Origin of the sequence: Planktothrix prolifica NIVA-CYA 540 (genome assembly GCF_963864145.1) — a bacterium.
Taxonomy (GTDB): Bacteria; Cyanobacteriota; Cyanobacteriia; order Cyanobacteriales; family Microcoleaceae; genus Planktothrix; species Planktothrix agardhii.
Genome location: NZ_CAWLTW010000001.1, coordinates 517,559 through 543,662 on the forward strand (window position 1 = coordinate 517,559; position 26,104 = coordinate 543,662).

General features: G+C 37.9%; 21 protein-coding genes and 1 pseudogene. 13 read left to right on the top strand and 9 right to left on the bottom strand.

Annotated elements, in window-relative coordinates:
* The 3 genes and pseudogenes from AC559H_RS02300 to AC559H_RS02310 all read left to right on the top strand — a co-directional run.
* Window positions 1-210 (top strand): annotated as a pseudogene (locus AC559H_RS02300) (tetratricopeptide repeat protein); the annotation flags it as partial.
* Between the two features lie 125 nt (window positions 211-335).
* Complete coding sequence (locus AC559H_RS02305; protein WP_026793581.1) at window positions 336-956, top strand: L,D-transpeptidase; 621 nt, start codon at window positions 336-338, stop codon at window positions 954-956.
* Window positions 957-1,114: 158 nt separating this feature from the next.
* A complete protein-coding gene (locus AC559H_RS02310) occupies window positions 1,115-1,579 on the top strand; it encodes a hypothetical protein (protein ID WP_026793580.1) in 465 nt (154 codons plus the stop codon).
* A gap of 144 nt (window positions 1,580-1,723) precedes the next feature.
* On the opposite strand, the gene cobA is transcribed toward AC559H_RS02310, so the two are convergent.
* Window positions 1,724-3,331, bottom strand: coding sequence for a uroporphyrinogen-III C-methyltransferase (cobA, locus tag AC559H_RS02315; protein WP_026793579.1), 1,608 nt, complete (start codon window positions 3,329-3,331; stop codon window positions 1,724-1,726).
* A gap of 199 nt (window positions 3,332-3,530) precedes the next feature.
* On the opposite strand from cobA, the gene AC559H_RS02320 reads away from it, so the two are divergent.
* From AC559H_RS02320 to AC559H_RS02330, 3 genes are all read left to right on the top strand, one after another.
* Window positions 3,531-4,307 carry a hypothetical protein gene (locus AC559H_RS02320; protein WP_026793578.1) on the top strand — a complete coding sequence of 259 codons (777 nt, stop codon included), beginning with the start codon at window positions 3,531-3,533 and terminating at the stop codon, window positions 4,305-4,307.
* 247 nt (window positions 4,308-4,554) lie between these two features.
* A complete protein-coding gene (locus tag AC559H_RS02325) occupies window positions 4,555-4,791 on the top strand; it encodes a type II toxin-antitoxin system Phd/YefM family antitoxin (RefSeq protein WP_026793577.1) in 237 nt (78 codons plus the stop codon).
* Window positions 4,778-5,155 carry a type II toxin-antitoxin system VapC family toxin gene (locus AC559H_RS02330; protein WP_026793576.1) on the top strand — a complete coding sequence of 126 codons (378 nt, stop codon included), beginning with the start codon at window positions 4,778-4,780 and terminating at the stop codon, window positions 5,153-5,155. The genes AC559H_RS02325 and AC559H_RS02330 overlap by 14 nt, the downstream gene beginning before the upstream one ends.
* 114 nt (window positions 5,156-5,269) lie before the next feature.
* On the opposite strand, the gene tftA is transcribed toward AC559H_RS02330, so the two are convergent.
* Complete coding sequence (gene tftA / locus AC559H_RS02335) at window positions 5,270-6,622, bottom strand: hormogonium tapered terminus morphoprotein TftA (protein ID WP_026793575.1); 1,353 nt, start codon at window positions 6,620-6,622, stop codon at window positions 5,270-5,272.
* Window positions 6,623-6,679: 57 nt separating this feature from the next.
* Here tftA and AC559H_RS02340 point away from each other — a divergent pair, with 57 nt between their 5' ends.
* Entirely contained in the window at window positions 6,680-7,048 is a 369-nt protein-coding gene (locus AC559H_RS02340; protein ID WP_026793574.1) for a VOC family protein, read from the top strand.
* Between the two features lie 9 nt (window positions 7,049-7,057).
* Here AC559H_RS02340 and AC559H_RS02345 read toward each other — a convergent pair whose 3' ends face one another.
* Both AC559H_RS02345 and AC559H_RS02350 read right to left on the bottom strand, forming a co-directional pair.
* Window positions 7,058-7,351, bottom strand: a complete 294-nt coding sequence (locus AC559H_RS02345) for a hypothetical protein (RefSeq protein WP_414092988.1) — start codon at window positions 7,349-7,351, stop codon at window positions 7,058-7,060.
* A gap of 38 nt (window positions 7,352-7,389) precedes the next feature.
* Window positions 7,390-8,052, bottom strand: coding sequence for a phosphoribosyltransferase (locus AC559H_RS02350; RefSeq protein ID WP_026787304.1), 663 nt, complete (start codon window positions 8,050-8,052; stop codon window positions 7,390-7,392).
* A gap of 146 nt (window positions 8,053-8,198) precedes the next feature.
* Between AC559H_RS02350 and AC559H_RS02355 the strand changes: the two genes are divergently transcribed.
* The 5 genes from AC559H_RS02355 to AC559H_RS02375 all read left to right on the top strand — a co-directional run bounded on the left by AC559H_RS02355 (window position 8,199) and on the right by AC559H_RS02375 (window position 14,369).
* Complete coding sequence (locus AC559H_RS02355; protein ID WP_026787305.1) at window positions 8,199-8,888, top strand: uracil-DNA glycosylase; 690 nt, start codon at window positions 8,199-8,201, stop codon at window positions 8,886-8,888.
* A 127-nt stretch (window positions 8,889-9,015) separates the two neighbouring features.
* Entirely contained in the window at window positions 9,016-10,203 is a 1,188-nt protein-coding gene (locus AC559H_RS02360) for an ABC transporter permease (protein WP_026793573.1), read from the top strand.
* A gap of 22 nt (window positions 10,204-10,225) precedes the next feature.
* Window positions 10,226-11,413, top strand: coding sequence for an ABC transporter permease (locus AC559H_RS02365; protein ID WP_026793572.1), 1,188 nt, complete (start codon window positions 10,226-10,228; stop codon window positions 11,411-11,413).
* A 42-nt stretch (window positions 11,414-11,455) separates the two neighbouring features.
* A complete protein-coding gene (locus AC559H_RS02370) occupies window positions 11,456-13,426 on the top strand; it encodes a TolC family protein (RefSeq protein ID WP_051319579.1) in 1,971 nt (656 codons plus the stop codon).
* Window positions 13,419-14,369, top strand: a complete 951-nt coding sequence (locus AC559H_RS02375) for an RluA family pseudouridine synthase (protein ID WP_036832233.1) — start codon at window positions 13,419-13,421, stop codon at window positions 14,367-14,369. Before AC559H_RS02370 ends, AC559H_RS02375 begins: the two co-directional genes overlap by 8 nt.
* A gap of 66 nt (window positions 14,370-14,435) precedes the next feature.
* On the opposite strand, the gene AC559H_RS02380 is transcribed toward AC559H_RS02375, so the two are convergent.
* The 5 genes from AC559H_RS02380 to AC559H_RS02400 form a co-directional block, all read right to left on the bottom strand.
* Window positions 14,436-15,527: a hybrid sensor histidine kinase/response regulator gene (locus tag AC559H_RS02380; RefSeq protein ID WP_026793570.1), complete on the bottom strand. Its 1,092-nt coding sequence runs from the start codon at window positions 15,525-15,527 to the stop codon at window positions 14,436-14,438.
* A gap of 122 nt (window positions 15,528-15,649) precedes the next feature.
* A complete protein-coding gene (locus AC559H_RS02385; protein ID WP_026793569.1) occupies window positions 15,650-20,452 on the bottom strand; it encodes a PAS domain S-box protein in 4,803 nt (1,600 codons plus the stop codon).
* 52 nt (window positions 20,453-20,504) lie between these two features.
* Complete coding sequence (locus tag AC559H_RS02390) at window positions 20,505-21,599, bottom strand: hybrid sensor histidine kinase/response regulator (protein WP_026793568.1); 1,095 nt, start codon at window positions 21,597-21,599, stop codon at window positions 20,505-20,507.
* A 45-nt stretch (window positions 21,600-21,644) separates the two neighbouring features.
* Window positions 21,645-23,402: an EAL domain-containing response regulator gene (locus AC559H_RS02395; RefSeq protein WP_026793567.1), complete on the bottom strand. Its 1,758-nt coding sequence runs from the start codon at window positions 23,400-23,402 to the stop codon at window positions 21,645-21,647.
* 101 nt (window positions 23,403-23,503) lie between these two features.
* Window positions 23,504-24,895: a malic enzyme-like NAD(P)-binding protein gene (locus AC559H_RS02400; RefSeq protein WP_026793566.1), complete on the bottom strand. Its 1,392-nt coding sequence runs from the start codon at window positions 24,893-24,895 to the stop codon at window positions 23,504-23,506.
* Between the two features lie 389 nt (window positions 24,896-25,284).
* Here AC559H_RS02400 and AC559H_RS02405 point away from each other — a divergent pair, with 389 nt between their 5' ends.
* Window positions 25,285-26,001, top strand: a complete 717-nt coding sequence (locus AC559H_RS02405) for a 4'-phosphopantetheinyl transferase family protein (protein WP_026793565.1) — start codon at window positions 25,285-25,287, stop codon at window positions 25,999-26,001.
* Window positions 26,002-26,104: the final 103 nt, after the last annotated feature.

Consider the following 26,104-nt stretch of genomic DNA (forward strand, 5'->3'; position numbering starts at 1 on the left):
ATTATTAGTTATCGTCGGGTGATTGAAAATAATCCCGATGATGCTTCCGCCCATTTTGGTATGGGAATGGCCCTTAAAGGTCGGGGGAGTCGGGAGACACAGGCGATCACATTTTTCCAAAAAGCTCTGGAACTTTATCAACAACAAGGAAATACTGAAGGAGTGCAAAAATCCCAAGCTGTCCTAAAGGAATTGCAAAAGAAAAAGTAAATAGAAAACCGGGGCAGTAAATCGCTGCTGCCCTGCTATGATACTTTGCAATTAAGGAACAGTTTGATTTTTGCCCAGTCGTATTTTGTAAATACTAAATATTATTTCTAAGTGAGGAGTCAAATATGACCATCAAAGTCAGCGCTCAAGGTTTATCTCAATATTTAATCGGCGCTGGTATCGCAATAGCCGCGTTATTTTTAGGGGGACAGCAACCCGGTACCGCCGAAACCGCCCCCGCCCCGGAAAACCTCAGTGCGGCTTCCTCTACCCCTATCCCGATTATTCCCAGTCAGTCCCTCAACCCCATAGTTCCACCCTTGGATAACCCGGGCTTGTTTTTGCCCTCCTTAGAACAGCCTAAGCGTGTAATTTTACGGTTAGGTCAACGCCGGGTTTATTTGTATCAGGGAGAACAGGTAATTGCCAGTTATCCAGTGGCGGTGGGGAAAGAGGGATGGGAAACCCCAACCGGGAGTTTTAAAGTCATGCAAAAGATTGAAAACCCGGTTTGGCAAGATCCCTGGACGGGAGAAATCCGTTCTCCGGGGCCAAATACAGCCTTGGGATTGCGTTGGATTGGCTTCTGGACAGATGGAAAAGATGCGATTGGATTCCATGGCACCCCAACGGTAAACTCCATCGGACAGGCGGCTTCCCATGGCTGTGTAAGGATGCGTAATGAGGATGTTGTCGCCCTATTTGAACAGGTTGATGTCGGAACTCCGGTGATTGTGGAACCTTAATCTAGTTTAGATATTATTGAGATTTTGGGGAATCGAGGAAAGTTAAAGTCTCTCCTGATTCCTTTTTTTATTGTCTCTCAAGGGCAGATTAGGGTTATGATTGGGAAATCAATACTCATTCAAGGGGAAGAATGATGGTGAGGAAACGTCTTTCCGATATGGTACGCCAAGAAACAGAAAAAAGTTCAATGGCTGAAGTGGAAATTGTACCTGATGAAAGTGTGGTTATGACTGAATCAACCGCCTTACCCACAACATCTGAAAATCAGGAGCGATCGCTTCAAGAAAAAGTCTTACAATTACAAGCGGAATTAAACGACAAAAATCTATTTATTGATCGAATGAAAACTGAAATTCAAGAAGCCGATTTAAAAGGGAAATTACAAAAAGCTCAAGATACAGCCTTACAATTATCTGAGGTAAATTCTAAATTAATTGCAGAATTGAAAACCCTAAAACAAGAAAATGAATCCTTGAAAACAGCCTTGGAACCAAAACTTCAACCTTTACCCCCGAAAGCACTCGAAAAACCCAAGGCCTATCCATTATCCCGTCGTCCCTATTCTTCCACCTCTCAACCCGCTTCTAATGAGGATTTTTCGAGTAGCACTTGGTTACTTTAGATCCATATAAGCCCTCTTTTTTTACTAAGATTAGGGCTGTTTCATTCGCTAAAAATTAGGTACAAAAAAGCCAAAGGTTGAGTCATTTCTTAAATAAAGAAACTTTATGCGGTTAAAACCGCACGATTCGCTGATATCTCAGGTCTAAAGACACTGAGTTTTACGCTTACCGGATATTTCTATAATCGCTTGGGTTAATCCTTCTAGGGTATATTCTTGGGCTTCGATGTCTACCCGTCCTAATAAACTTTGACAGCTTTTAGAAGTTTGGGGGCCAATCGAAGCAATCCAAATTGTGTCTAAATAATTGGGGGGTAAAGATTGTTCCGGTAGGGTTTGAATCAGTTGACAGAAATTTTTGACGGTTTTAGAACTAGCAAAAGTAATTATATCAATTTTTTGGGTCTGTAAAGCCTCTAAAACTTCAGGAGAAATACTATCAGGACAACCGGATTCATAAGCTGCAACTTCCACAACAATTGCTCCTTTTGCTGTCAATTCCTGCACTAAAATTTCCCGTCCCCCGGTTTCAACTCTGGGAAATAAAATTCTTTTTCCTGCTAAGGATTCTGGAAAATGTTCGACCAGGGAATCCGCAATAAAATCCGGCGGAATAAAATCAGGTTTTAAATAACGTTCTTGCAAACTAGCGGCAGTTTTTTTACCGACTACGGCGATTTTAGTTTGACCTAAACTGCGGGTATCTTTTCCTAGGGTAATTAAGCGATTAAAAAAGTATTCAACTGCATTAGAAGAAGTCAAAATTAACCAATCAAAGGGATTTTCTGACGAACTTCCTAATTGTACAATAGCCTGATCTAAACTTTCCCAACTAGATGGAGGTGTAATCACTAAAGCGGGCATTTCAATAACAATTGCTCCTTGAGCTTTTAATAAGTCACTTTGGATGCTTGATTGTTCTACGGAGCGAGTAACTAATATAGTTTTACCTAATAGTAGTTGGTTCATAATATGTTGATTTAAAATAGTATTTTTTGGTAGTTGATTCTGTTGCCAAGGGTATTGATCAGGGTTGATAAAATCGCGTAAACGAACAACTTCACCCACCACAATCACACAGGGAGATAGGGATTGATTGGCTGTTATTTCTACAATATCATTTAATCTGCCAACCCAAACTTTTTGTTGGGGACAACCGCCCGATTGAATAATAGCAATTGAGGTTTGAGGAAGTCGTTCATGGCGTAAAAGTTGATGGACAATTTCGGCTAAATTTCGTCCTCCCATTAAAATAACTAGGGTTTCTATCTGGGAAACAATTTGCCAATCTAGGGCTTCTAAATCATGGGCAGTTAGGACGGCAAAACAACGACTCATTACCGGATCTGTTAGGGGAATATGGGCGAGGGTTGGAGCCGCCAAAGCCGAAGAAAGTCCGGGGATAACTTGAAATTTGCATTCCGATTCAATTAAGGCTTGAATTTCCGATGTTGTCCGTCCAAAAATAAAAGGATCGCCTCCTTTTAAACGAATAACTTGTTTTCCTTCTTGACAATATTTAACCAATAATTGATTGATTTCCGTCTGGAGAGTGCTGGGTTTTCCACCTCGTTTTCCGACTTCTAATTTTAAACAATTTGCCGGAACTAAGGTTAAAATAGAATCATCGACTAAAGCATCATAAATAATTACTTCTGCTTGGGAAAGTAACTGTTGGGCTTGTAGGGTAAGATAGGCAATTTCCCCTAGCCCAGCCCCGATTAAATAAACTTTTCCAGTTGGGTTGATCATTGATAAATTTCATAAAAATTAAGGTTCAAATCTGATTTTATCCTAATTTCAGGGTGTGAAACTTTAAGAAGTGTCACAGGGGCGATCGCAATTTTAATATTTTTATCCATAATCGGGGTTAAAAGGAAACAGGGAAATCCGGCTTTTAAATAGAAAGCACTTACTAAATTTCATCTATCATTAATTAGGATTAATAACCATGAGAGTTCAGTTTAATTATGGTTTTTTTGGTTTAGGATTAACTATCATTTTGTTAATTCTGTTTAGTGTGTTACAATGGTTACAAATTTCGGCAGGAACCTTTTTAGATTGGGTAATTGCCTGTGCAATTTTTTGGTGGTTATTATTAATTGTAACCGTTCCTTGGAATATTCATTTTGAAGCTAAAGAAGTTTTAGCCGAAGCCGAAGAATCGAAAAAAAAAGGGATTCCCGTTGAACCGAAACAAGTGGAATATGTAACCAAATTAGCCCGACGTTCCCTGGGGGTAGCTTTGGGTTTACACTTAATATCTACTTTAGGACTTTATGGGTTAGCTTGGTCGGGAATTAGTTTAGTCGGTTATTTGGGTGCGGGGGCGGCTTTATTATTAACAATTTTACGGCCATCGGTGCGGGCTTACCAATATTTATCGGCACGATTATCAATGGTTAGACGTCAGATTTCTTACCCCCGTGAGGACGTGGTAGAATTGCGAAATCGTTTTGAAACGGTAGAATTAACCTTGAAAGAATTACAACGCCAATTAAACCTTAAATATGCCGATTCTTGGGCTTCTCAACAGGAACAAAGATGGCAAGCAACCCGTCAAGATTTCACCCGATTAACGGCGGATTTAGAAACCTTAAAAGCCACTAATTTATCCGAACATGAGCGTTTAGAAAAAGAGGCAAAAAATGCGATCGCTCAATTAACCACCGATGGACAATTCCTCAATCATGTTAGAGAAATTATTAGATTTGTAAAAGAGGCGTAATTGGTTGACTGTTAACTGTTGATAGTATAGCACCGCGCCTAGTAGTTAGGACAATGTATAGGCTGTCCCGTACAGGAGTATGGGGGAATCCAGGTTCTAATATAACATAATCTTTGAGTGCTATACTCAAGGAAATTCTTGTTGGCTGGAAAGTGAAAAAAATATTAAGTTCGGATGGGATATCTGGGGACAAACACGCACCCTCAGTATCTCCATTTATTGGGCAGACATTGCTAAGGAGAAAAAAATGAAAAGTGTTACACCAAAGGAATTACGAGGTAATCTTGAGAATTTGCTCGACGAGATTTTAAGAACAGGGATACCTCTGGAAATTGATCGGGGGGGGAAACGTCTCCGCATTGTCCCAGTAGAAAAGTTAGAAAAGTTACAGAATTTGGTCTATCGTTCTCATTTTATTTTAGGAGAACCGGACGATCTGATCGATCTCAATTGGGAGCAGGAGGTCAATCTTGATCTACCTTGATACTCATGTTGTAGTTTGGCTGTATGCAGGATTAACGGACAAATTGAGTGATTTAGCGAAGTCTTTGATTAATACTCATGATCTCTACATTTCACCGATGGTACGTTTGGAGTTGAAATATCTCTACGAAATTGGACGAATTTCAGAACAGCCAGATCCCATTATTGCTGATTTGGGCGATATAATTGGTTTGAGGATTTGTGATCAAGATTTTAATAAAGTGATTGGTTATAGTCTGGGATTAGATTGGACTCGTGACCCCTTTGATCGTCTTATTGTTGCTCATGCAGCGGTAAATGGGAATATTTTACTGACAAAAGACAACATAATTTTGGCGAATTATGTTCAAGCGAAATGGGAATAATTGATCATCAATATATATTATCCCAGATTGGGAAACACGGGTAAAGAAATATTTAGCATTGTCATCATTTTAACGTCCATAAAATCCTATTTTATCTTATCCAATTAATAATCCTTAAATTTCATACAGTCTTCTTAATAAAGCTAAAATTTGATCGCCGTAGGTGGAATCATCTGACCATCTCCCGCTTAATTGTTGGACAAAAGGAGCAATTCCTCGTGTGACAAATTCAAAGCGAGGATCAACAATATCTTGGACTAAAGGTTCATAACTCGCGTAGGCTTTTAGATGTTGAATATGGGCTCTAACTCCTATTTGAATTGTCGGGAAAGAAGCACTTTCGGAAGCACCTCCCAAACTTCCTAAACCTCCAAAATTGTTTTGTTCGGGTTTGAGAGTTCCGCCAAATTGTAGAAAGTTGGTTTCCAAACACATTTGAGAGAACGCAATATCGTGATTCACTCCTTCTATAGCCGATTCTTCTCGATAAAATTTAGCAATTTCAGGAACAGTATTAATCATATTAGAATCTTGAGTTTTGATAAACATAATTAGTTGAACTTCTGTGGTTAAGCCATTGCCCATAATCTGATCCATTTGACTATTATAGGGACGAATATTAGAACGAAAAACCACACTTCGATTGGGATTATCCCAGCCCACAGAAATTCCAAAATTTTTGAAATCAACGGCTCGAATATAAACAATATTATTATATCTAATTCTTCTGATCCTAGAAGAAATTTGTGATAAATTCAAGCCAAATTTATCGACTAAATCAATGGGAATATAAGCATTTCCATTGACTAAAATTCCATTTTCCCCATAACGACGGCCATTAATATTAATTCCAATTGAACCATAAACGGGTGTACCTGGGGGAACATTTGGAATAGGATTTGTTGAACCATTTCCTAACCAATTGGTGAGTCCATTAGCAATTCCAATCGCAATATCTTCACGTCGGTTTTGAATTAAAGCCCGATCGGTGGGATTAGTTAGAAATCCCAATTCCAGATAGAGAGAAGGAATACTAATCCAACGGCAAAAAATTAAACTTCCTAAGCCAGTTTCAGTGTCCGGTTTTGTCCCGCGATTGGGAAGTTGAGGGACTTGTTGAAGTAGGGATAATAATAGGGATTCCGCGTCTTGTTTTCGGGATTGATTACCCGCAATATAAAAGGCTGTAGCGCCTCGAATTAGAGGGTTTGATGAGCCTCCCATTTGCAATTCTAAAGCGATATCTCCTGGGCGGGAATGGGTATTAATCCAATCAATAGTTTGAGTTTGACTCAAATCATCAGGAACCGAAATCACTTGTAAACCCCTAGACCGCAATTCACCAACGACTAAATCCCGAATCCGAATTATTTCTTGGGCTTCAGTTGTCCCTCCAGCAACCGTACCTGGGTCTCTTACACCATTTTCAAATCCTCCATGACCTGCGGATAAAAAAATTCTTGTCATTAGTTTATGCTCTCAATTTTAAGTTTAATATTAAGGTTAAATATTTTAATTCCCTTTATGGTTTTACACTGTAATCAGGCATTTGTCACCCTCTCCGATCCAAAAATGGAGATTTTGGTTGAGTTTTATTCTCAACTATTGGGAATACAACCGTTAAATTATATTCCCCATCGTTATGCAGAATTTCAGTTACCGAGTTTGAAATTAGGAATTTTTAAACCCCAAACTACCGATATTTCTGAATTTTCTCCGACGGGTAAAACGGGCATGAGTTTGTGTTTAGAAGTCCCAAATTTAGAACAAGCGATCGCCCATTTACAAGCCCTAGGATATCCTCCCCCCGGAGAAATCATTACGGCTGCCCATGGTCGAGAAATTTATGCTTATGATCCGATGGGAAACCGTTTAATTTTATATCAAATTTAGGTAAATTATTCACCCAATTAAATCCAAGAGGGTGTAAAGGCTCAGAATTAACAATAATATTGCCAGTTTTTGGGTGAGTTGTAGACCCGGAGAAGGAATCATGGCCTCTCGAATTAATATCGAAGTAGATGATCCCGCAACATAACTCATCGACAGTACCAAATAGGGCCATTGTTGATTCCCCATCCAAATTAAAAGTAAAAAAAATCCTAACATTAACATCAGTAACTCAATAAATTGAGGAGGATTATATTGGGTTGATAATACTAAAGTTTGCCACCAAAAATTCCAACGTCTAATCATGATTAATTATCAACTATGAATCACTATTTATTGTAGATTTATTGTAGCCAGGTTTGTTGTTGTAAATCGGATAAAGCTGTTTCTGTATCTACCTGTTCAAATTGTTGATAAAACCGACCAACATTAAAAAAGGGATCGGGGGTTTCTAAGACAATAACCCGATCGCCCCATTGCTGCATAGAGGGAATTAATTCTAGCGGGGCCACGGGAACACAAATCCAAATTGCCATGGGGTGATGAGCTTTCAATGCCTTTGCCGCCACAGCCATCGTCATTCCAGTGGCAATACCATCATCAACAATCAGGGCTAAAGCTCCATGGGGGTTAACATCTGGACAAGCCGGAGAAAGCCGTTCCCAACCCTGCTGGGCTTTGGTCTGAGCCTGTTCTAATATCCTTTGTTGAAGCTCCAGATCGAGGGGTTTGCGTTTCGACCATAATACATGACCATCGGAGGTGACTGCACCCAAGGCCAATTCTGGGTTATCGGGGAAGGTGATTTTTTTGGCCACAATTACACTCAAAGGAGCCTGCAACCCTTGAGCAATAGGCACAGCCACGGGTACACCTCCACGGGGTAAGGCATAAACCACTATTTTTGTATCCCGATTTGGGTGTTCTAAACTCATCTGTAACAAAATTTCTTTTGCTAGTTGCTCACCCGCTTGAGTCCGATCTTTAAATATTGGTGTGAATAACATGATTTGCTTGCCCCTGCCATCCCATCATCTCTATGATGACTGTTGCTGTTGAGAGTTGCAACTTGATAAATTCCCACTGGATGGAAAATAGTTGTAAATTGGGTATCGGTTAATCATCAATACCCTAAACCCTACTCCCTTTGATTATGTCTGATCACGAACAATTGAGTTTATTTGATTTTAAAAATACTGAACCTGCTGCTCCGTTAATAAATTTGAATCGGGATTTAATTCCGACCGATGCTAAAATTGCGATTCCTTTAGGAACCTATCACACATTAGAAGAAATTGCCAACCATTGTAATCATTGTTATCGTTGTGAATTAGGGCAAAATCGTACCCACGCGGTCATCGGTCGAGGCAATATTCAAGCGCCAATTATGATTATCGGAGAAGCACCGGGGCAAAATGAAGATGAACAGGGTTTACCCTTTGTCGGTCGGTCGGGACAACTATTAGAAAAAATTTTAGAATCCGTGGGTTTAAGTACAGAAAAAGAGGTTTATATTTCTAATGCCATTCGCTGTCGTCCGCCGAATAATCGCACCCCTACCCCGCAAGAAATCGAAGCCTGTAAACCCTATTTATTAGAACAAATTCGTTTAGTTAATCCTAAAATTATTTTATTAACCGGAGCAACTGCGGTTAAATCGTTGTTAGGAGATAAACGGGGAATTAGTAAAATTAGAGGGCAATGGATGGAGTGGGAAGGGCGATTATGTATGCCAATTTTTCACCCAGCTTATTTATTAAGAAATCCCTCTAAGGAACAGGGATCACCGAAATGGTTAATGTGGCAAGATATTCAGGAAGTTTACAATAAATTGCATGAATAATCTTGCCATCGTAGTGAGCCCTTCAGGGCTTTCTTACATCCTTTATAATCACAATCGTAGTGAGTCCTTCAGGACTCTCTTACATCCTTTATAATCACCAAAATTATGAGGTTTAATAAACAAGATTATGGGTCTTTCTATTCTAAGTTTAATTCGGTTAAGTTGCAGTTCCCTAGTCGGTAATCCCGTTCGCTCTTTTCTATCAGGAATTGGGGTATTTATGGGAGTCGCGGCGGTGAGTGCAACCTTGCAAGTTAAAAATATTAGCACGGCGGTTATTAAACAACAATTGGCTGAACAAGATGCGCCACAAGTTGGCATATATTCACCCTGGAACCCGATTACAAAACAGTTGGCAGAACTGAGTTTAGAAGATATCATAATCCTACAAAAACAGTTAAAAGGGTTACAATCTATTAGCGGAATAAGTTCGATGTATCCCACAGAGGTTATTTTTCAAAATCAGCAAGCTAATCCTGAGACTATAGCCACAACAATCAATTTTTTAAACACATCAGGACGTAAATTAATGGCTGGACGAGCTTTTAATCCCAGTGATTTTGAAAACTATCAACCTGTAGTTATTATTGATCAATTTTTAGCAGATAAACTCTTTGAAAAATCAAATCCTTTAGGAAAAACTATTTATATTGATTTTAGACCTTATGTGGTGGTTGGGATTGTTGTAACTAAACCTCTATGGAGCGGGCAAGAACCAAAAGGGTTTGTTTATGTTCCGATGGCTATTCATAGTGCAGTTACAGGACAAAAAGAAATCAACAGTTTGCTCTTGCGTCCCTCTAAAATTGAAAATTTAGATTCTATGAGTGAACAGGCTAAAAAAATATTAGAAAAACGGTTTCCTGGGTATGAAATTGAGCCTTGGAAGACATCTGAGGACATTTTAGAACGGCAAAAAACCCTAGATTCTGTTTCTAAAGCTTTATTAGTAGTCGGTGCAATTTCTTTAATTGTAGGCGGAGTTGGGATTGCCAATATTACCATCGCCTCAGTCATAGAACGTACCCCAGAAATCGGACTGAGGAGGGCGGTGGGTGCGACCCAATTAGATATTATGTTACAGTTTATTTTAGAAGCAGCTATTTTAAGTTTTATTGGGGGAAATATTGCGATTATTACCGTTCATGGTGCGACAATTTTGGTAGCTAAACAATTTAAGTTACCCTATCAATTTAACAATAAAACGGCTGCATTAGCTCTGAGTTCAGCGATATTAGTTGGGGTGGGAGCCGGATTTTTCCCCGCTTTACGCGCCAGTCAACTTGACCCGGTAAAAGCGTTAAGAGGAGATTAGAAAACATTAAAAATACAGCATTATGAGTCTTTCTATTCTAAGTTTAATTAAATTAAGTTGTAGTTCGTTATTAGGTAATCCAGTCCGTTCTTTTTTATCAGGAATTGGGGTATTTATGGGGGTGGCTGCGGTGAGTGCAACCTTGCAAGTGGGTAATATTAGCACGGCGATCATTGAGCAACAATTAGCTGAACGAGATGCACCACAAATCCGCATTTTGTCATGGGGAAACCCCATAACAAAAACTCCACCACAACTGAGTTTAGAAGATATAAAAATCTTAAAAAAACAGTTAAAAGGGTTACGATCAATTAGTGGCACGAATGGGATAGGAAGCCCAGAGGTTATTTTTCAAGATCAGCCAGCTAATCCCTATGCAAGAGCGATAACAATCAATTTTTTCAACACATCAGGACAGAGATTAGTTGCTGGACGACCTTTTGATGCCAATGATTTTAAAAACTATAAACCTGTGATTATTATTGATCAATTTTTAGCCGATAAACTCTTTGAAAAAATAAATCCTTTAGGAAAAAATATTTATGTAAACTTTAGACCTTATACTGTGATTGGGATTGTTGCTAGTAGATATTATAGTGAGGAAGAGAAACCAACAGGTTATGTTTATATTCCAATGGCGATTTATAGTGCAATCACAGGAGACCAAAACATTAGATTTTTACAATTACGTCCCGATAAAATTGAAGATTTAGAGACTTTAAGTAAGCAAGCTAAAAAAATATTAGAACAACGATTTCCTGGGGATGAATTTTATGTGGCGAATACTATTGATGACATTTTAGAACAACAAAAAACCTTGGATTCTGTGTCTAAAGCGTTATTAGTTGTAGGTGCGATCGCTTTAATTGTTGGCGGAGTTGGGATTGCTAATATTACTATTGCTTCGGTCATAGAAAGAACTCCAGAAATCGGACTCAGGCGGGCGGTGGGTGCGACCCAATTAGATATTCTGTTGCAATTTATTTTAGAAGCAGCGATTTTAAGTTTTGTTGGGGGAAGTATTGCCATTGTCACCGTTCATGGTGCAACGGTTGTTGTGGCGCAACAATTTGAGTTACCATACGAGTTTGAAAATAGAACGGCTATACTAGCTCTAAGTTCAGCTATATTAGTAGGAGTAGGAGCCGGATTTTTCCCGGCTTTACGCGCCAGTCAACTTGACCCAGTAAAAGCCTTAAAAGGAGAATAGGGAAAAATAAAGAATTGAACACAAAATCAAGGATTAATGGTTATGGAAGAACAGCATAATTTAGATTTGGAATCATCAGTTAATTCGGAAAATTCTACTGAATCTGAATCTTTCAATTTTTTACCTTTGGGAATCATTCTAACTTTAATCTCCGGTATAAGCGGGATAATTTTTATAGCCCTTCCTTCTCAACCGATTAATAATCCATCCTCTACAAAGTTACAATTATTCTCTCCTCTAATTCCTACGGTTCCACCTCCAGCTAATTTTAATCCAGTTCCTCCCCCAGCTCCGATTGATTTTATCACGGGAAATTTAATCGCTCCAAATCCTATCAAATCTAACGATATTTTTGGGATTTTAGAAAATACCAACCCCAACAATAATTCTGTTATTGAATTGAATAATTTGGAGAAAAATATATATTTAACTCCCGATCCTGAACCTTTTAATATAGGTAATTATTCGTTTAAAATTGAGTCAGAGGAACCAAATCCCAGGGAAATGATTGAAAATAGTATGACTTCTCTGAATTTAACCGCTAATCGTCCCCAATATCAGAGGATTACTCAACAACCTCCAGAGGTTCAACCGTCTCCCCCGGCTCCGGTTATGGCTGAAACCGATGGCGTTGAATTAACCTTAAATGATGTGATTATTTTGGGTTTAGAAAATAATCGGACGATTAAAAATCAATATTTAGAACGCATTGTCCAACGTCAGGATTTAATCGTTGCTGAAGATAAATTTAATCCTAATTTTACCCCGAATTTATCAATTAATTGGAGTGATATTACTCAAGGAAATTTAACAACAATAACTAATGGTTTAGTGTTATCAGCAGGAGTAGTGATTAAAATTCCCACGGGAGGAGAGTTGAATATGGGTTGGGTTGGACAGCGACAACAACAAAATTATCAAGGTTCAGGAGGTTCGGATCGAGATGTTTTAAGGCAAAATTTAGAATTAACTTTTAAACAACCTTTATTAAGGGGAGCCGGCCAAAGGGTTAATCGTGCTGATATTGAAATTGCACGAATTACAGAAACTATTAATTTACTAGATTTGAAATCTATTTTAATTGATAAAATCACTCAAATTATTATATCATATCGCAGTGTATTACAAGCTCAAGAACAAGTTAAAATTACTTCACAATCTTTAATAAATGCTCAAAAAGAAGTAGAAAGTACTCAAGTTTTTATTGATGCTGGACGTAAACCCAGAGCCGATTTAATTACGGTACAATCCCAAGTTGCTGCTCAAGAAATAGCTTTATTAAGTTCTCGAAATAATTTAAAGAAACAACAACTGGATTTGTTAGACTTATTAGATATTGATGAAGATGTTAATATTATAGCCTCGGAAAATTTAGAAATTCAGCCCCTAACCTTAGATATTGATCGGATCAGAAAATCTATTCTTGAGCATCAACCGATTTATTTAAAAGCAAAATTGAATTTAGAAAACGCAAAAACACAATTAATTAGTGCTGAAAATAATCGCCGTTGGAATATTGATTTTGAAACCACCGTTAGACATCAACCTGCACCCAATATTATCGACAATACAACGGAATTAAGTGCCGGATTGACTTTTAGTAAAACTCTAGGTGATCGCAGCATAGAGCGTGATTTTCAACAAAGTAGAGTTAATGTTTTAAAAGCAGAAAACGATTTAAGAGAGACGATACAAAACGTTAATACTGAGGTAAATAAAAATTTACAAGATATTGAATTAAACTTTAAGCAAGTTGAATTATCTCGACAGGCGACGGCGTTAGCTAAACTGGAACTTTCTAACCAAGTGGAGAAAATTAAGTTGAGTTTACCAGGGGCGACACTTTTAGATCTTGTCAGGTTGCAATCTGACTTAGATAGAAAAAAAAATGACGAGTTAAATGCTAAAATAGAGTATCTGAATGCTTTAACAAATTTAGACAAAAGCCTGGGTATAACCTTAGACAACTTGGGAATTACCCTGGAACAACAACCTGAACAAAATAATGAATGATTCCGCTCTGATTGAGTTAACCGTAGACCCGGAAAATTTACCCCAGGATAAACAGCATCGACGGTTAGATGTGTGGTTATCTCAACAGGTTCCTGATCTGTCTCGATCGCGGATTCAAACTTTAATTACCCAGGGATGGGTAAAAATTAATCAACAGGTTTGTACGACTAAAAAAGTATCTGTGCAAGGTGGCGATCGCTTAGAAATTATTCTTCCACCCCCCGAACCTTTAGACCTGGAAGCAGTAGATATTCCCCTGGATATTTTATATGAAGATGATTGTCTTTTAATTCTAAATAAACCTGCGGGGTTAGTAGTTCATCCCTCACCAGGACATCAGAATGATACCCTAGTTAATCGTTTATTAGCCCATTGTGATCAATTATCAGGAATTGGCGGGGTACAAAGACCAGGAATTGTGCATCGTTTAGATAAGGATACCACTGGGGCGATCGTGGTGGCAAAAACGGATTTTGCTCTGCAAAGTTTACAAGCTCAAATTAAGTCTAAAACTGCCCGTCGTCAATATTTGGGAGTGGTTTATGGGGTTCCTAAAACCAATTCAGGAACTATTAATCAACCTATTGGTCGTCATCCGATTGATCGCAAAAAAATGGCAATTGTTCCCATAGAAAATAGTGGACGGGAAGCGATTACCCATTGGCAAATGCAAGAACGAATTGGCAACTATACGTTAATGTTATTTACTTTAGAAACCGGGCGCACCCATCAAATTCGGGTGCATACTGCTTCTATGGGAAATCCGATTGTGGGTGATCCTGAATATAGTCGAGGAAAAGCGATTGGTGTGAATTTACCTGGACAGGCGCTTCATGCTTGGAAATTAACCTTAAATCATCCAATTTCAGGAGAAATAATTGAAGCGATCGCCCCGATTCCAGATACTCTAAAAACGCTTTTAGAAGTCCTACGCCGCCGTTAACCGTAGTGAGCCTTTCAAGGCTCTTAGAGAGTCCTAAAGGACTCACTACGATAAAAAAATTAGGGTCTACAAAGGCAAAATTACCGTAAATATTGTTCCTTCTCCCGGTTCACTTTTAACTGTAATTTTACCTTGATGTAAATCAACAGCTTGTTTAACAATTGATAATCCTAACCCTGTCCCTTTAATATTTCCTACGTTACTAGCCCGTTCAAATTGTTGAAATAGTTTATTTTGATAATCTATCGGTAAACCAATTCCTTGATCGGCAACTTCACACCGGACAAATTGACCCTCTTGGTGAATTGTCAGGCTGACTGTACCCCCATCAGGAGAATATTTGATCGCATTAGATAACAAATTTAATAAAATATGACGTAATAAATGTTTATCTAAATTGCCAGGAATAACTTCTTGAGAAGTTATCAATACCAGGGGATTTTTAATATTAGCAATAGGTTTAATTTCTTCGATGATGACTTGACAAAATTTAACAATTTCTATGGGTTCAGGATTAAAGATTAGTTTTCCAGATTCAGCCTGACTTAATATTAACAAATCCTCTAAAAGATTGTTCATATTCTCCACCGAGGTTTGAATTCTATTGAAATGTTTTTGCTTTTTATCCTCCGGCCATTTTTCACTATAATCTTTCAACATTCCGGCGGACATTTGAATCGCTGTTAATGGGGTTTTTAAATCATGGGAAGCAATAGATAAAAACCGCGATTTTTCATCATTAATCGATTGGGCTTCTTCCAAAGACTGCTGCATTTGTAAGGTGGCTTGATGCTTTTTCAAGGCAATTTTAATCGCCGCATGAACTTCTCGATCCTTAAACGGTTTCAGAATATATCCATAGGATTCCGTTTTTTCAGCCCGTTCTAAGGTTTCATCATCAGCATAAGCTGTTACATAAATAACCGGAATATTAAACTTTTCTTGAATAATTTTTGCCGTTTCAATTCCATCTAAATCCCCCTTAATTACAATATCCATCAAAATTAAATCCGGTTGGGTTTCTGTCACTTTTTCTAATGCCGATACACTAGAGGACGCAATCCCCACCACCACATATTCTAGTTTTTCTAATTTCCTCGCCAATCCTTTGGCAATGATCAATTCATCTTCGACGATTAAAATTTTAATGGCTGCCATTTTTTTCCCTCCTTTCCCTATTAACTATATTAACATTTTTTTATTTGATCCAGTTTGGCTGTATACGGATAATCTGTTAGTGCGTGGGAGAAGCTATACAGGCTACCGAAAATTACTTCCGATTAAAGCCGATGTCGATATTGAAGTTCGGAAAAACTAAGGGTAAATAAAGTTCCGTTTTCTTGGTTTAGGGTAATAGTTCCTTCAATTTGCTCGGTGAGAGTGCAAACTAATTCCATTCCCAAGGATTCAACATTTCTAAAGTCTACTCCGGCGGGAAAACCGATGCCATTATCTCGAACAGTTAGAATAATTTTATCTTCCTGGTTTTGGTGTAGTCCCAGATAAACAATTCCTGAGCGACCATTGGGAAAGGCGTGTTTTAAGGTATTAGATACTAATTCATTCACAATTAAACCGCAGGGTTGAGCGGTTTCAATATTCAAACCAACGGGTTCAATATCGAGTTTAAACTCAATTTGACCAGCTTGGATATTATAAGAGTCAAATAAATTATCAATTAAATCTTCTAAATAATCTGCAAAATTAATTTTTTCTAAATTAGTTGAACGATAGAGTTTTTCATGGATTAAAGCCATGGAATAGATCCGATTTCGGCTATCGTCCAAAACCTTAATTAATTCAGGTTCGGTGAACATATCCGATTGAAATTCTAAAAGATTAGAAACCACCAGCAAGTTATTTTTGACCCGGTGGTGAATTTCTTTGAGTAAAACTTCTTTTTCTCGTAAGGATGTCACCAGGGTATCTTCTGCTTTTTTGCGTTCAGTAATATCTCGATACATCCATAAATGACCTTGAGAGACTCCTTGAATCATAATCGGAACATAATCTCGTTCAAAAGTCCGTCCATCAACTAAAGAGATTTCTTCATTCGTGATCACTCGCTTTCTGCCCATGACTTCTTTATTTCTAATAATAAATTGTGCGGGATCGCTAAATAGATTTTGATATTCAAAGGAAAATGTTTTGCCATCCATACCGATCAGTTTATCGGAGGATTCTTTGATCTTAAATAAATCGCAAAAAGTTTGATTAATTAATACAATTTTCTGAAATTCATCCTTAACTAAAACCCCTAACTGTAAATTCTCAATCAATGTGCTTAATCGAGATGTAGTGGCCCATAATTGTTCTTCAATTCTTTTGCGCTCGCTAATATCAATCCTATATCCAACTATTTCTAAAGGATTTCCTTGGGCATCGAGGATTAATTTGGCTTGATCATACATCCAACGATAGCTACCATCCTGGTGTTGAAAACGATATTCATAACTAGAATATCCTTGCTCAAACAACGGAGATAATGGAGATAATTGATTTGTAATTTTCCCGATATCCTGTGGATGAATATGACTCAACCAAAATCCAGGTTGAGTAAAGTCGGAAACCTCATATCCCAAAAGAGTCTTGATATTATCACTAATAAATGTGGTTTGATAGTCTTCCCATGGTTTCGCACTATAAATAATTCCGGGGCTAGAAAATAGCAAATATTTTAATCGTTCTTGACTGACTAATAAAGATTGTTGAGCTAGAGATCTTTCTTTTAATTCTGTTTGTAATTGTTCATAAAGTTCAGATTGTTGAATCGCAATGGCGAGTTGACTGGTAATTTGTTCTAGTAGGGAAATTTCCCAGGCTTCCCATTGTCGAGTTTGACTGCATTGATGGACAACTAATAAACCCCATAAGGTCTCATTTTCAATAATAGGAACCGCTAGTTTAGCTTGGACTTTAAATTGAGTTAAAAATTCAACTAAACAGGGTAAAATATTACCCTTGTTAATATTAGCAATTGAGGCAATTTTGCCTTGAATATAATGGCTATGACATTGGGAGGGAAAAATTTCTTCAGAAAAAGTTTTTTCTAAAAGGGAAGACCACTGAGGACTAACGGCCTCAGAAATAACACAACCTGTATAATCATTGTAAATCCGATACACTAATACCCGATCGGCTTTCAAAAATTGTTTAACTTCCGTTACCATTGTTGATAAAATAGATTTTAGATCCAAGGATTCTCGAATTCGTTGGGTAATGGTGGCAATTAATCGTTCTCGAATCACTTGTTGACCTAAACGTTCCTGGGCTAATTTATTTTCAGTAATATCATTCTGAATTCCTACATAATGGGTGAGATTTCCCTCCTGATCATAAATGGGAGAAATATTTAGTTCATTCCAAAATAAAGATCCATCTTTCCGGTAATTTCTTAATACAACATTGCAATTTTGTTTCTGTTTTAATCTTGTTCTAATTTGTTTTAACTCGGGCTGATTACGATCCTTACCTTGAAGAAAACGGCTATTTTTCCCCAGGGCTTCTGCGGCAGAATATCCAGTGACTTTTTCAAAAGCCGGGTTGACAAAAACAATGGGGTTATCCGGTTTTCGAGCATCAGCAATCACAATACCATTACTACTATAGGCGATCGCTCGTTCACTCAGCCGCAATTGTTCTTCTACCTTTTTCCGTTCTGTAATATCCGTTGCGGCTCCTAAAATTTGTTTAGGTTTACCCTCAGAATTCCGAGCAAAAATTGTATCTCGACTGACCAACCAATGCCAATTTCCCTGAGTATCTTTGATGCGGTATTCAAACTCTAAAATTTCATCGTCCTTGGCTTTGGTAATTTTCTGATAATGTTTTCCTAAACTGATATAATCGTCTGGATGAATCAATTCAGAGAGAAAATTTGAACCTTTTTCTAAAGTTTGTTCTGGCGTGTATCCTAAAATGTTAATAATTTCTTGATTCACATAAATATTGCGACTTTCAATTAAATCATAAATATATAAAATATTAGGAATAGCGTCAGTAATTCGTTGAATAAACCGTTGACTTTCTTGTAACTCTAATTCCGCTTTTTTGCGATCGGTAATATCTAATGCCGCGCCCGTAATTCCGATAATATTTCCTTCTAAATCCCACAAAGGATCAATGGTTAAATCATAGCATTGAATATCCGCCCCTATATTAGTAGTCACCTCTTTTCGTAAACCCGCTTTTGTGTTCAAAACCTGTTGTTTCAGTTCGGTGAGTTGAATCGCATTTTCCCGGGGAAAAATATCAAAATCCAATTGACCAATAACGGCTTCTGATTCATATGCTCCCGTCGGATTATAAATCCAGGTGTAGCGTAACTCTAAATCTTGATTAAACACAACAATAGGCGAATTTTTTAGCGTAATTTTAAATCGTTCTTCACTAAACCGTAGGGTTACTTCCGTTTGTTTTCTTTCAATTGCCGTTGCTAAAATATTTGCCACACTTTGCAAATAATTTACCTCGTCTTCGCGAAACAGTTGATTTTTTTTACCATAAATTTCTATCTGTCCTAACTGCTGGTAATTTTGTCCCCGAATCGGAATACAAATTCCTTGATTAACAAAATTAAACTTGCCATAATTAAGCTCTTTTGGCTCTAAATCCTGGCTATATTTGCAGCTACAAGAGAATAAGTTAGATATTAAATCATCTTGATTACCGGGGAGTTGATTTATGCTTAAGGATAGTGAAAATAGGGGTTCATGACTCAGAAGAATATAATTATTAAGGGGTTCATCCCAAATTGCTAAGGTTAGAAAACAGTCCTCTAAACTATATTCTAAAACTTTGCAATATTCAACGTTTAAATTGTTAGCAATCTGAATCACAACTTCATTAATGAGGGAAACTAAATTGGTTTCTGATAGGGCTTTTTGACCTAATTCGGCGATAATCGCTTGTTGATTAGCTTTATTTTCTAATTGAGACTCTATTTTCTTTAACTCGACAACTTGGCGCTGGAGTTTTTCATTCATGAAAATTAGTTCTGTTGTCCGGTCAGCCACTCGAACTTCTAAATCTTGGTTTACGATTTTTAACTCCACTTCGGCTTGTTGGCGCTCTACACCAGAGGCAATAATATTAGCAACCGCTTGTAAAAAATTAATTTCATCGGGGCTAAAGGTTCGTTGCTCCTGAGAATGAATTCCTAACACCCCAACGGGCTTTTCTTTTCCAGAAATTAAAACTGTTACCCCACTAACAATATGATGATTAGAAAAAAATTCCGAACCGCTAAAGCGGGTTTCGACCTGCAAATTCTCAACGATAACGGGTTGTTTCACTAATAATGTATAGCCCGGTTGGGACTGGGGGGTATTGCTCAGGGTCACTCGCCCCACCGAACGAGGACGCAAACCTAATCCCGTCGTTAACAAAAATGTGCCTTGGTTGGGGAGTAATTCCCAAATTTGAACATATTTGATCCCTAATGTTTGTCCCACCAAGGTTACAACCTTTTTTGCCAGGTGCTCTAAGTTGGTTTGTGAGAGGGCATATTGACCTAATTCGGCAATCACCTGTTGTTGTCGGGCGCGACGCTTGAGTTCCTGTTGGGCTGTTTCACGGATAGTAACATCCTGAATCAAGGACAAAAGAGAAATAACTTGTCCGCTTGCATCTTTTAAAACAGAATTATACCACTCACAATATACTAAGTTGCCCAGTTTCGTGTAGTTCCGATTGCAACAGATATTCCGGTTGTCCTCACCATTGAGCAACCGCGACGAGATCGCATTTACCTGTTCTAAATCCTCTGGATGTACAAATTCCCACTGATTCCAATGGCGAGCCATCAGTTCTTCTGCCTTCCAGCCAAAGATTTTTTCGGCTTGGGGCGACCACCGTTTGACCCGAAACTGCTGATCCCACTCAATCACAGCTAAAGGCGAATTTTCGACGTGAAATGTTAACTGTTGATGGGCTTGTGCTAATTCGGCTTCTATACTTGGTTGCGGGTTAGATGCGGGGGGAGTTTGGAGTTCCCGCAGGCGTTGTTGTACCCGTTGTTCAATTATTTGTTCCTGTTGGTCAAGCAGGTATTGTTTCTCTTTTTTACAATTATTTTTTGTCATAAATCACCGGATATTATAGTTGTTATTCCAACAAAAAAGCCATAGTCAACCGTCAAGCAAACAAAGGTAAATAAACGGTTACAATAGTTTGCTGATCGCTGGGACTTTCTATGATCAGTTGACCTTGATAAAGTTCGATCATTTTTTGGACAATGGCTAATCCTAACCCCGGACCTTGTTGTTCATACAATTTGCGTTCAAACTGAACATGGGGCCCAATTTGAGCTATTTGTTGAGGGGTCATTCCTCGTCCAAAGTTTTTAACTGATAAAACAAATTGATGATTTTTAACAAATCCGTTAATTTCAATCGGTTGTCCGATGGCGGAAAATTTCATGGCATTATTAACTAATTCTTCAACCAGTTTTTCTAGTCTCATTTCTGCCATGGCGATCGCCACATCTTGTAGATTGAGAAATAAATCTGCCTCCCGTTTTTCTTCTTGAACTTGATCCATTACTTTTGCCGTAATTACTCTTTGCGAGGATAGGGTTTTATCCTTACTTAAGCTGGCAATCTTTTTGGGATCGGTGGCAATTAGTTCTAATTCAGCATAGAGCAGAAAATTCATTGTCAACCGATATAAACGTTTACCAGATAGGGAAATTTGCTCGACAATTTCACGGATTTCATTAGTTTCCATAGAATCTAATTCATCCAGTAAAAATTCCGTTGATGCCAAAATTCCATTCAAAGGCGTTCTTAATTCATGGGGCAGGGAATGGGTAATATTGTTGCGAAGTTCATCTAATTTTTCCTGGGAAAATTGTTGAACTGAGGCTTTTTTTTCTAGTTGAGTGGCGATCGCTTTCAGCAATTCCTTGGGAGTAAAGGGTTTAATTAAATAATCATCCGCCCCCAATTCCATGCCCTTTCTTATGTCTAATTTATCGGCTTTAGACGTTAGAAAAATAAACGGAATCATCTTAGTTTCTGGTGCTTTTCGTAATGCTTCTAATACCCCATGACCATTCATTTCGGGCATGACCACATCACATAAAATTAAATCGGGATTAAATTCTGGAGCAACTTGTAAACCGATTTTTCCATTTTCGGCGGACATGGTTTCAAATTCTTCGATTTCTAACAGTTCTAAAATGCTCTCTCGAATGAATTCTTCATTTTCAATTACTAAAATTTTGGTCATTTCGATTTCCTCAATAATGTTAATTCAGGATTCTTATGGATCGGGTTAATAAATCTTTAATTGACTTCCACTTTTAACTAAGGTTTGAAAATCCTCTAAATTGAGCGGACGACTAAATAGATACCCCTGAATTTCATCACATTGAAAGCCCTGCAAGATATTTAATTCTTCTTGAGTTTCTATCCCTTCAGCAATCACCTTTAAATTTAAAAGATGAGCCATGTAAATTAAAGATTCTGTAATGGCTACATTGATTTTATTAGTATGGAGATTGCGAACAAAAGATTGATCTATTTTTAGCACATCAAAGGGGAATTTTTGCAGATAGTTGAGGGAAGAATATCCCGTCCCAAAATCATCAATGGCTATGGTTACTCCCAAGGCTTTTAAGGCCTGTAACTGTTGGATGGATAATTCAGGATCTCGAATTAATGAACTTTCGGTTAATTCTAATTCTAAATAATCCGGTTCACAGTCCGTACTGAGTAAAATCTCCATTAACTTTTGGCACAAATTAGGTGTTTGGAATTGCCGACCGGATAAATTTACCGCCACGCGCAAATTTCCTAAACCTTGAGATCGCCAGGCTTTACTGTGTTGACAGGCTTGAGATAAAACCCATTCGCCAATGGGTTCAATTAAACCTATTTCTTCCGCAATAGGAATAAATTTTATTGGGGAAATCATGCCCTTTTGGGGGTGTTTCCAGCGAAGTAAGGCCTCCGCACCAATAATATTTCCCGTTTTCAAACTGACTTGCGGTTGATAGTAAAGTTCAAATTCTTCTCTTTCTAAAGCATACCGCAAGGCAACTTCTAAATCAATCCTTTCCGAAAGTTGATGTTCTGAGGCGGGAATATAAAAACTATAATCATTTCCTCCTTGTTGTTTAACTTGATTCATGGCTTGTTTGGCTTCCCGCAGCAGGTGTTGAATAATATCCCGACCATCTTGGGGATAAAGGGAAATTCCAGCACTAAAGGTAATCAAAACTTCCCGATTTGTTAAGATAAAGGGATCAGATATCTGCTGTTGCAACTTTTTAATTACGGTATTAATCTCTTGTTGATCCAGAATTGGTGGGGATAAAATTGCAAATTGATTGCCATTAATATGGGTAATAATATACTCGGAAGGTAAATTTTTTCTTAACCGCTCTGCTACCGCTTTTAAAAGGGAATCTCCCCCTTCATATCCTAAAATATCGTTAATTCTGCCAAACCGATCTATCCGTAAATAGATAATTGGGATCATCCCATTTTGTTGCCAATTTTGATCGGTAATAGATAGCAATGACAACTTATCTAGCATTTGTTGAAAATATTCCAACAGGTATAAACGGTTGGGTAAGTTAGTGGTGCTATCTTGATAAATTAATTGATTAAATTTAGATTCAGCTAATTTTAATTTTTGACTATAATTAGCTTTTAAAATGGCGTGTTTTTCCAAACGAATTACAATAGCTTTGAGTAATTCTGTGGGGGTGCAAGGTTTGGTTAAATAATCATCAGCCCCAAGCTGCATTCCTTTTCTTAGGTCACCTACATCGGCGTTTGCTGTTAAGAAGATGAAGGGAATAGTTGCCGTGATGGGATTGTTTTGTAAAGCAGTGATCACCCCATAACCATCTATTTCCGGCATCCTCACATCACACAAAATTAAATCTGGTTGATGCTGAATTGCCAATTGTAAACCGATTTTGCCATTTTCAGCAGTAAAAACTTCAAAGTTTTCTGTTTCTAGTAGTTCTACAATGTTATCTCGAATTAATTCTTCATCCTCAATCACAAGAATTTTAGCCATGGTTGTTTCTCTAAAATAAATTTTTTATAGAAATAATCGTAGTGAGGCGTTCACGCCTCTAAGAAAGTCCTGAAGGACTCACTACGATTATTAAGGATGGATTAAGTGCGGGCTAAACCTTCTTGACGGGCGGTATGGGTAACGGCACTAGCAACCGCCGTAGCCACCCGTTTATCAAACACTGAAGGCACAACATATTCCCGATCTAAATCCGTGGGAGAGACTAAAGAAGCGATCGCATTTGCTGCTTCTAAATACATAGAAATAGTTAAACTTTTAGCCCCACAATCTAAGGCTCCTCGGAATAGACCAGGGAAGGCTAAAACATTATTAATTTGATTGGGATAATCACTCCGTCCTGTTGCCACGACTGCGACATCATTAAGAATTAATTCCGGTTGAATTTCAGGAATCGGATTAGCCATGGCAAAAACAATAGGATCTTTTGCCATAGATCTTACCATTTCCGGTGTCACCACACCAGGGGCACTAACTCCCATAAACACATCAGCATCTTTCATCGCATCCGCTAAAGTTCCTGATAAGTTAACGGCAAATTCCCGTTTTTGTTCGTTAATATCGGTACGATTATGGCTAATAATTCCCTTAGAATCACAGAGGGTAATATTACGCACTCCGGCTTTTTTGAATAAACGCGCCATTGCTACCCCCGCAGCACCCGCCCCGTTTAAAACCAGGTGGACATCTTCCCGTGATTTTTTGACTAATTTTAAGGAATTAATTAAGGCGGCTAAACTCACAATTGCCGTGCCATGTTGATCATCATGGAAGATCGGAATATCTAAACATTCCCGCAGTTTGGCTTCAATTTCAAAACAGCGAGGGGCGGCAATATCTTCTAAATTTATTCCTCCGAAAACTGGGGCAAGATATTTAACCGTTTCGATGATTTTATCTGTATCTTGGGTATCCAAACAAATCGGAAACGCATCAATATCTCCAAATTCTTTAAAGAGCATGGCTTTCCCTTCCATCACGGGTAAAGCTGCACCTGGCCCCAAATTTCCTAAGCCTAAAACCGCACTACCATCAGTAATAATAGCGACGGTATTTTGTTTGATTGTCAGCTTATAAATTTGCTCTGGATCTTCAGCGATCGCTTGACAAATTCGACCCACACCCGGAGTATAAGCCATGGCTAAATCCGATTGAGATTTCAGGGGAATTTTACTTTGAATACTGATTTTTCCGGCGCGATGGAGATTAAATGTTCGGTCATAAACCGCTAATACTTTTAACTCAGTTAAACCTTTTACCGCTTGGACAATTTGTTCTGCGTGCTCTTCACTAGAGGCATCTACACTGATTTCTCGAATTGTTTTGTGCAGAGTTTGTTCCATTAAGTCAATTTGGCCTAAATTTCCCCCGACGGTGGCGATCGCTTGAAAAACACTAGCCAACATTCCGGCGCGGTTAGGCAGTTCCAGACGAATTGTAACGCTATAACTAGGATTCGGTGTTAAGCTAACCATGTTCAGTATTAATTTATTTGTCCATTCGGTATGATATCACCGGAGATCAACATCGGTCTGTAGTTGAAGCATGACATCTATCAAATTTCCTTAATACTGTTGCTGGAATTGCAGGTAATAGCTGAGGTTAGCTAAGGTAATATAGTGATCAACGTATTGCGGAGTGGGTGTTTTTTCAAGTTTTCGCTTTACTTGCTTTTTTCGCTGATTTTTTGAGGATTCCATAGTGATCATCTCAGGTTAGATTGGACGGTTTACCTTGATTATCTAATATTATCTGATCTATTCACCCTTAATAGTCTCATACTATTTATTTTTGAGGTGATCCGCACTAGAATTAAACAAAACAAGTGAAATTGCTGACTTCATTAATAAGATTAATCAGGACAATGGTTTTATCGGATTTTCAGTTATCTTCCCATACGGTTCATATTTGGCAAACTAATCTAACACGATCACCCCAACACCTAGAATTTTATCAAAGTATTCTGGCTGATGACGAGCTAAAACGGGCTAGACGGTTTAAGTTTGAACGGGATCAACAGGCGTTTATGATTGCCAGAGGAACATTAAGAATGATTCTCAGCCACTATTTAAACCTGGCTCCAAAACAGATTCAATTTAAGTATAGCTCTAATGGAAAACCGAGTTTAGATCAAGCTCCCTTACCCCTAAATTTTAATCTATCTCATGCCTATGGAAAAGCAATTTATGCGATCGCCCTTCAAGAAAATATCGGCATAGATATAGAATATATTCGGGAAATTGAAGTTATATCTTTAGCAAAACGGTTTTTTTGTAACTCTGAATATCAGTGGTTAAATTCCCTTGATTCAGAAGCACAATATACTGCATTTTTTCAACTCTGGACGTGCAAAGAAGCCTACTTAAAAGCCACGGGAGAAGGTTTAGTTGGTTTACAGGATATTGAAATTTTCACTCCTCTGGATTCAAACCTAAAAATTTTGAAAATTTCCCAGGATTCGGAATTAGCTAAAAATTGGACAATGCAAACTATTGAAACCGCAGAAAACTATCTAGCAACCTTAGCAATTAAGGGAATAAATTATCAGTTTAAATATTGGCACTGGACTGAGGAAAAATAAATCAACTATAATATTATAGCTAAAGATAGATGACAATTTAGATAATCAATGTTAATATTGTCAGTAGGTAGCTATTCAATAGTCGAGATTAATACAGGAAAAA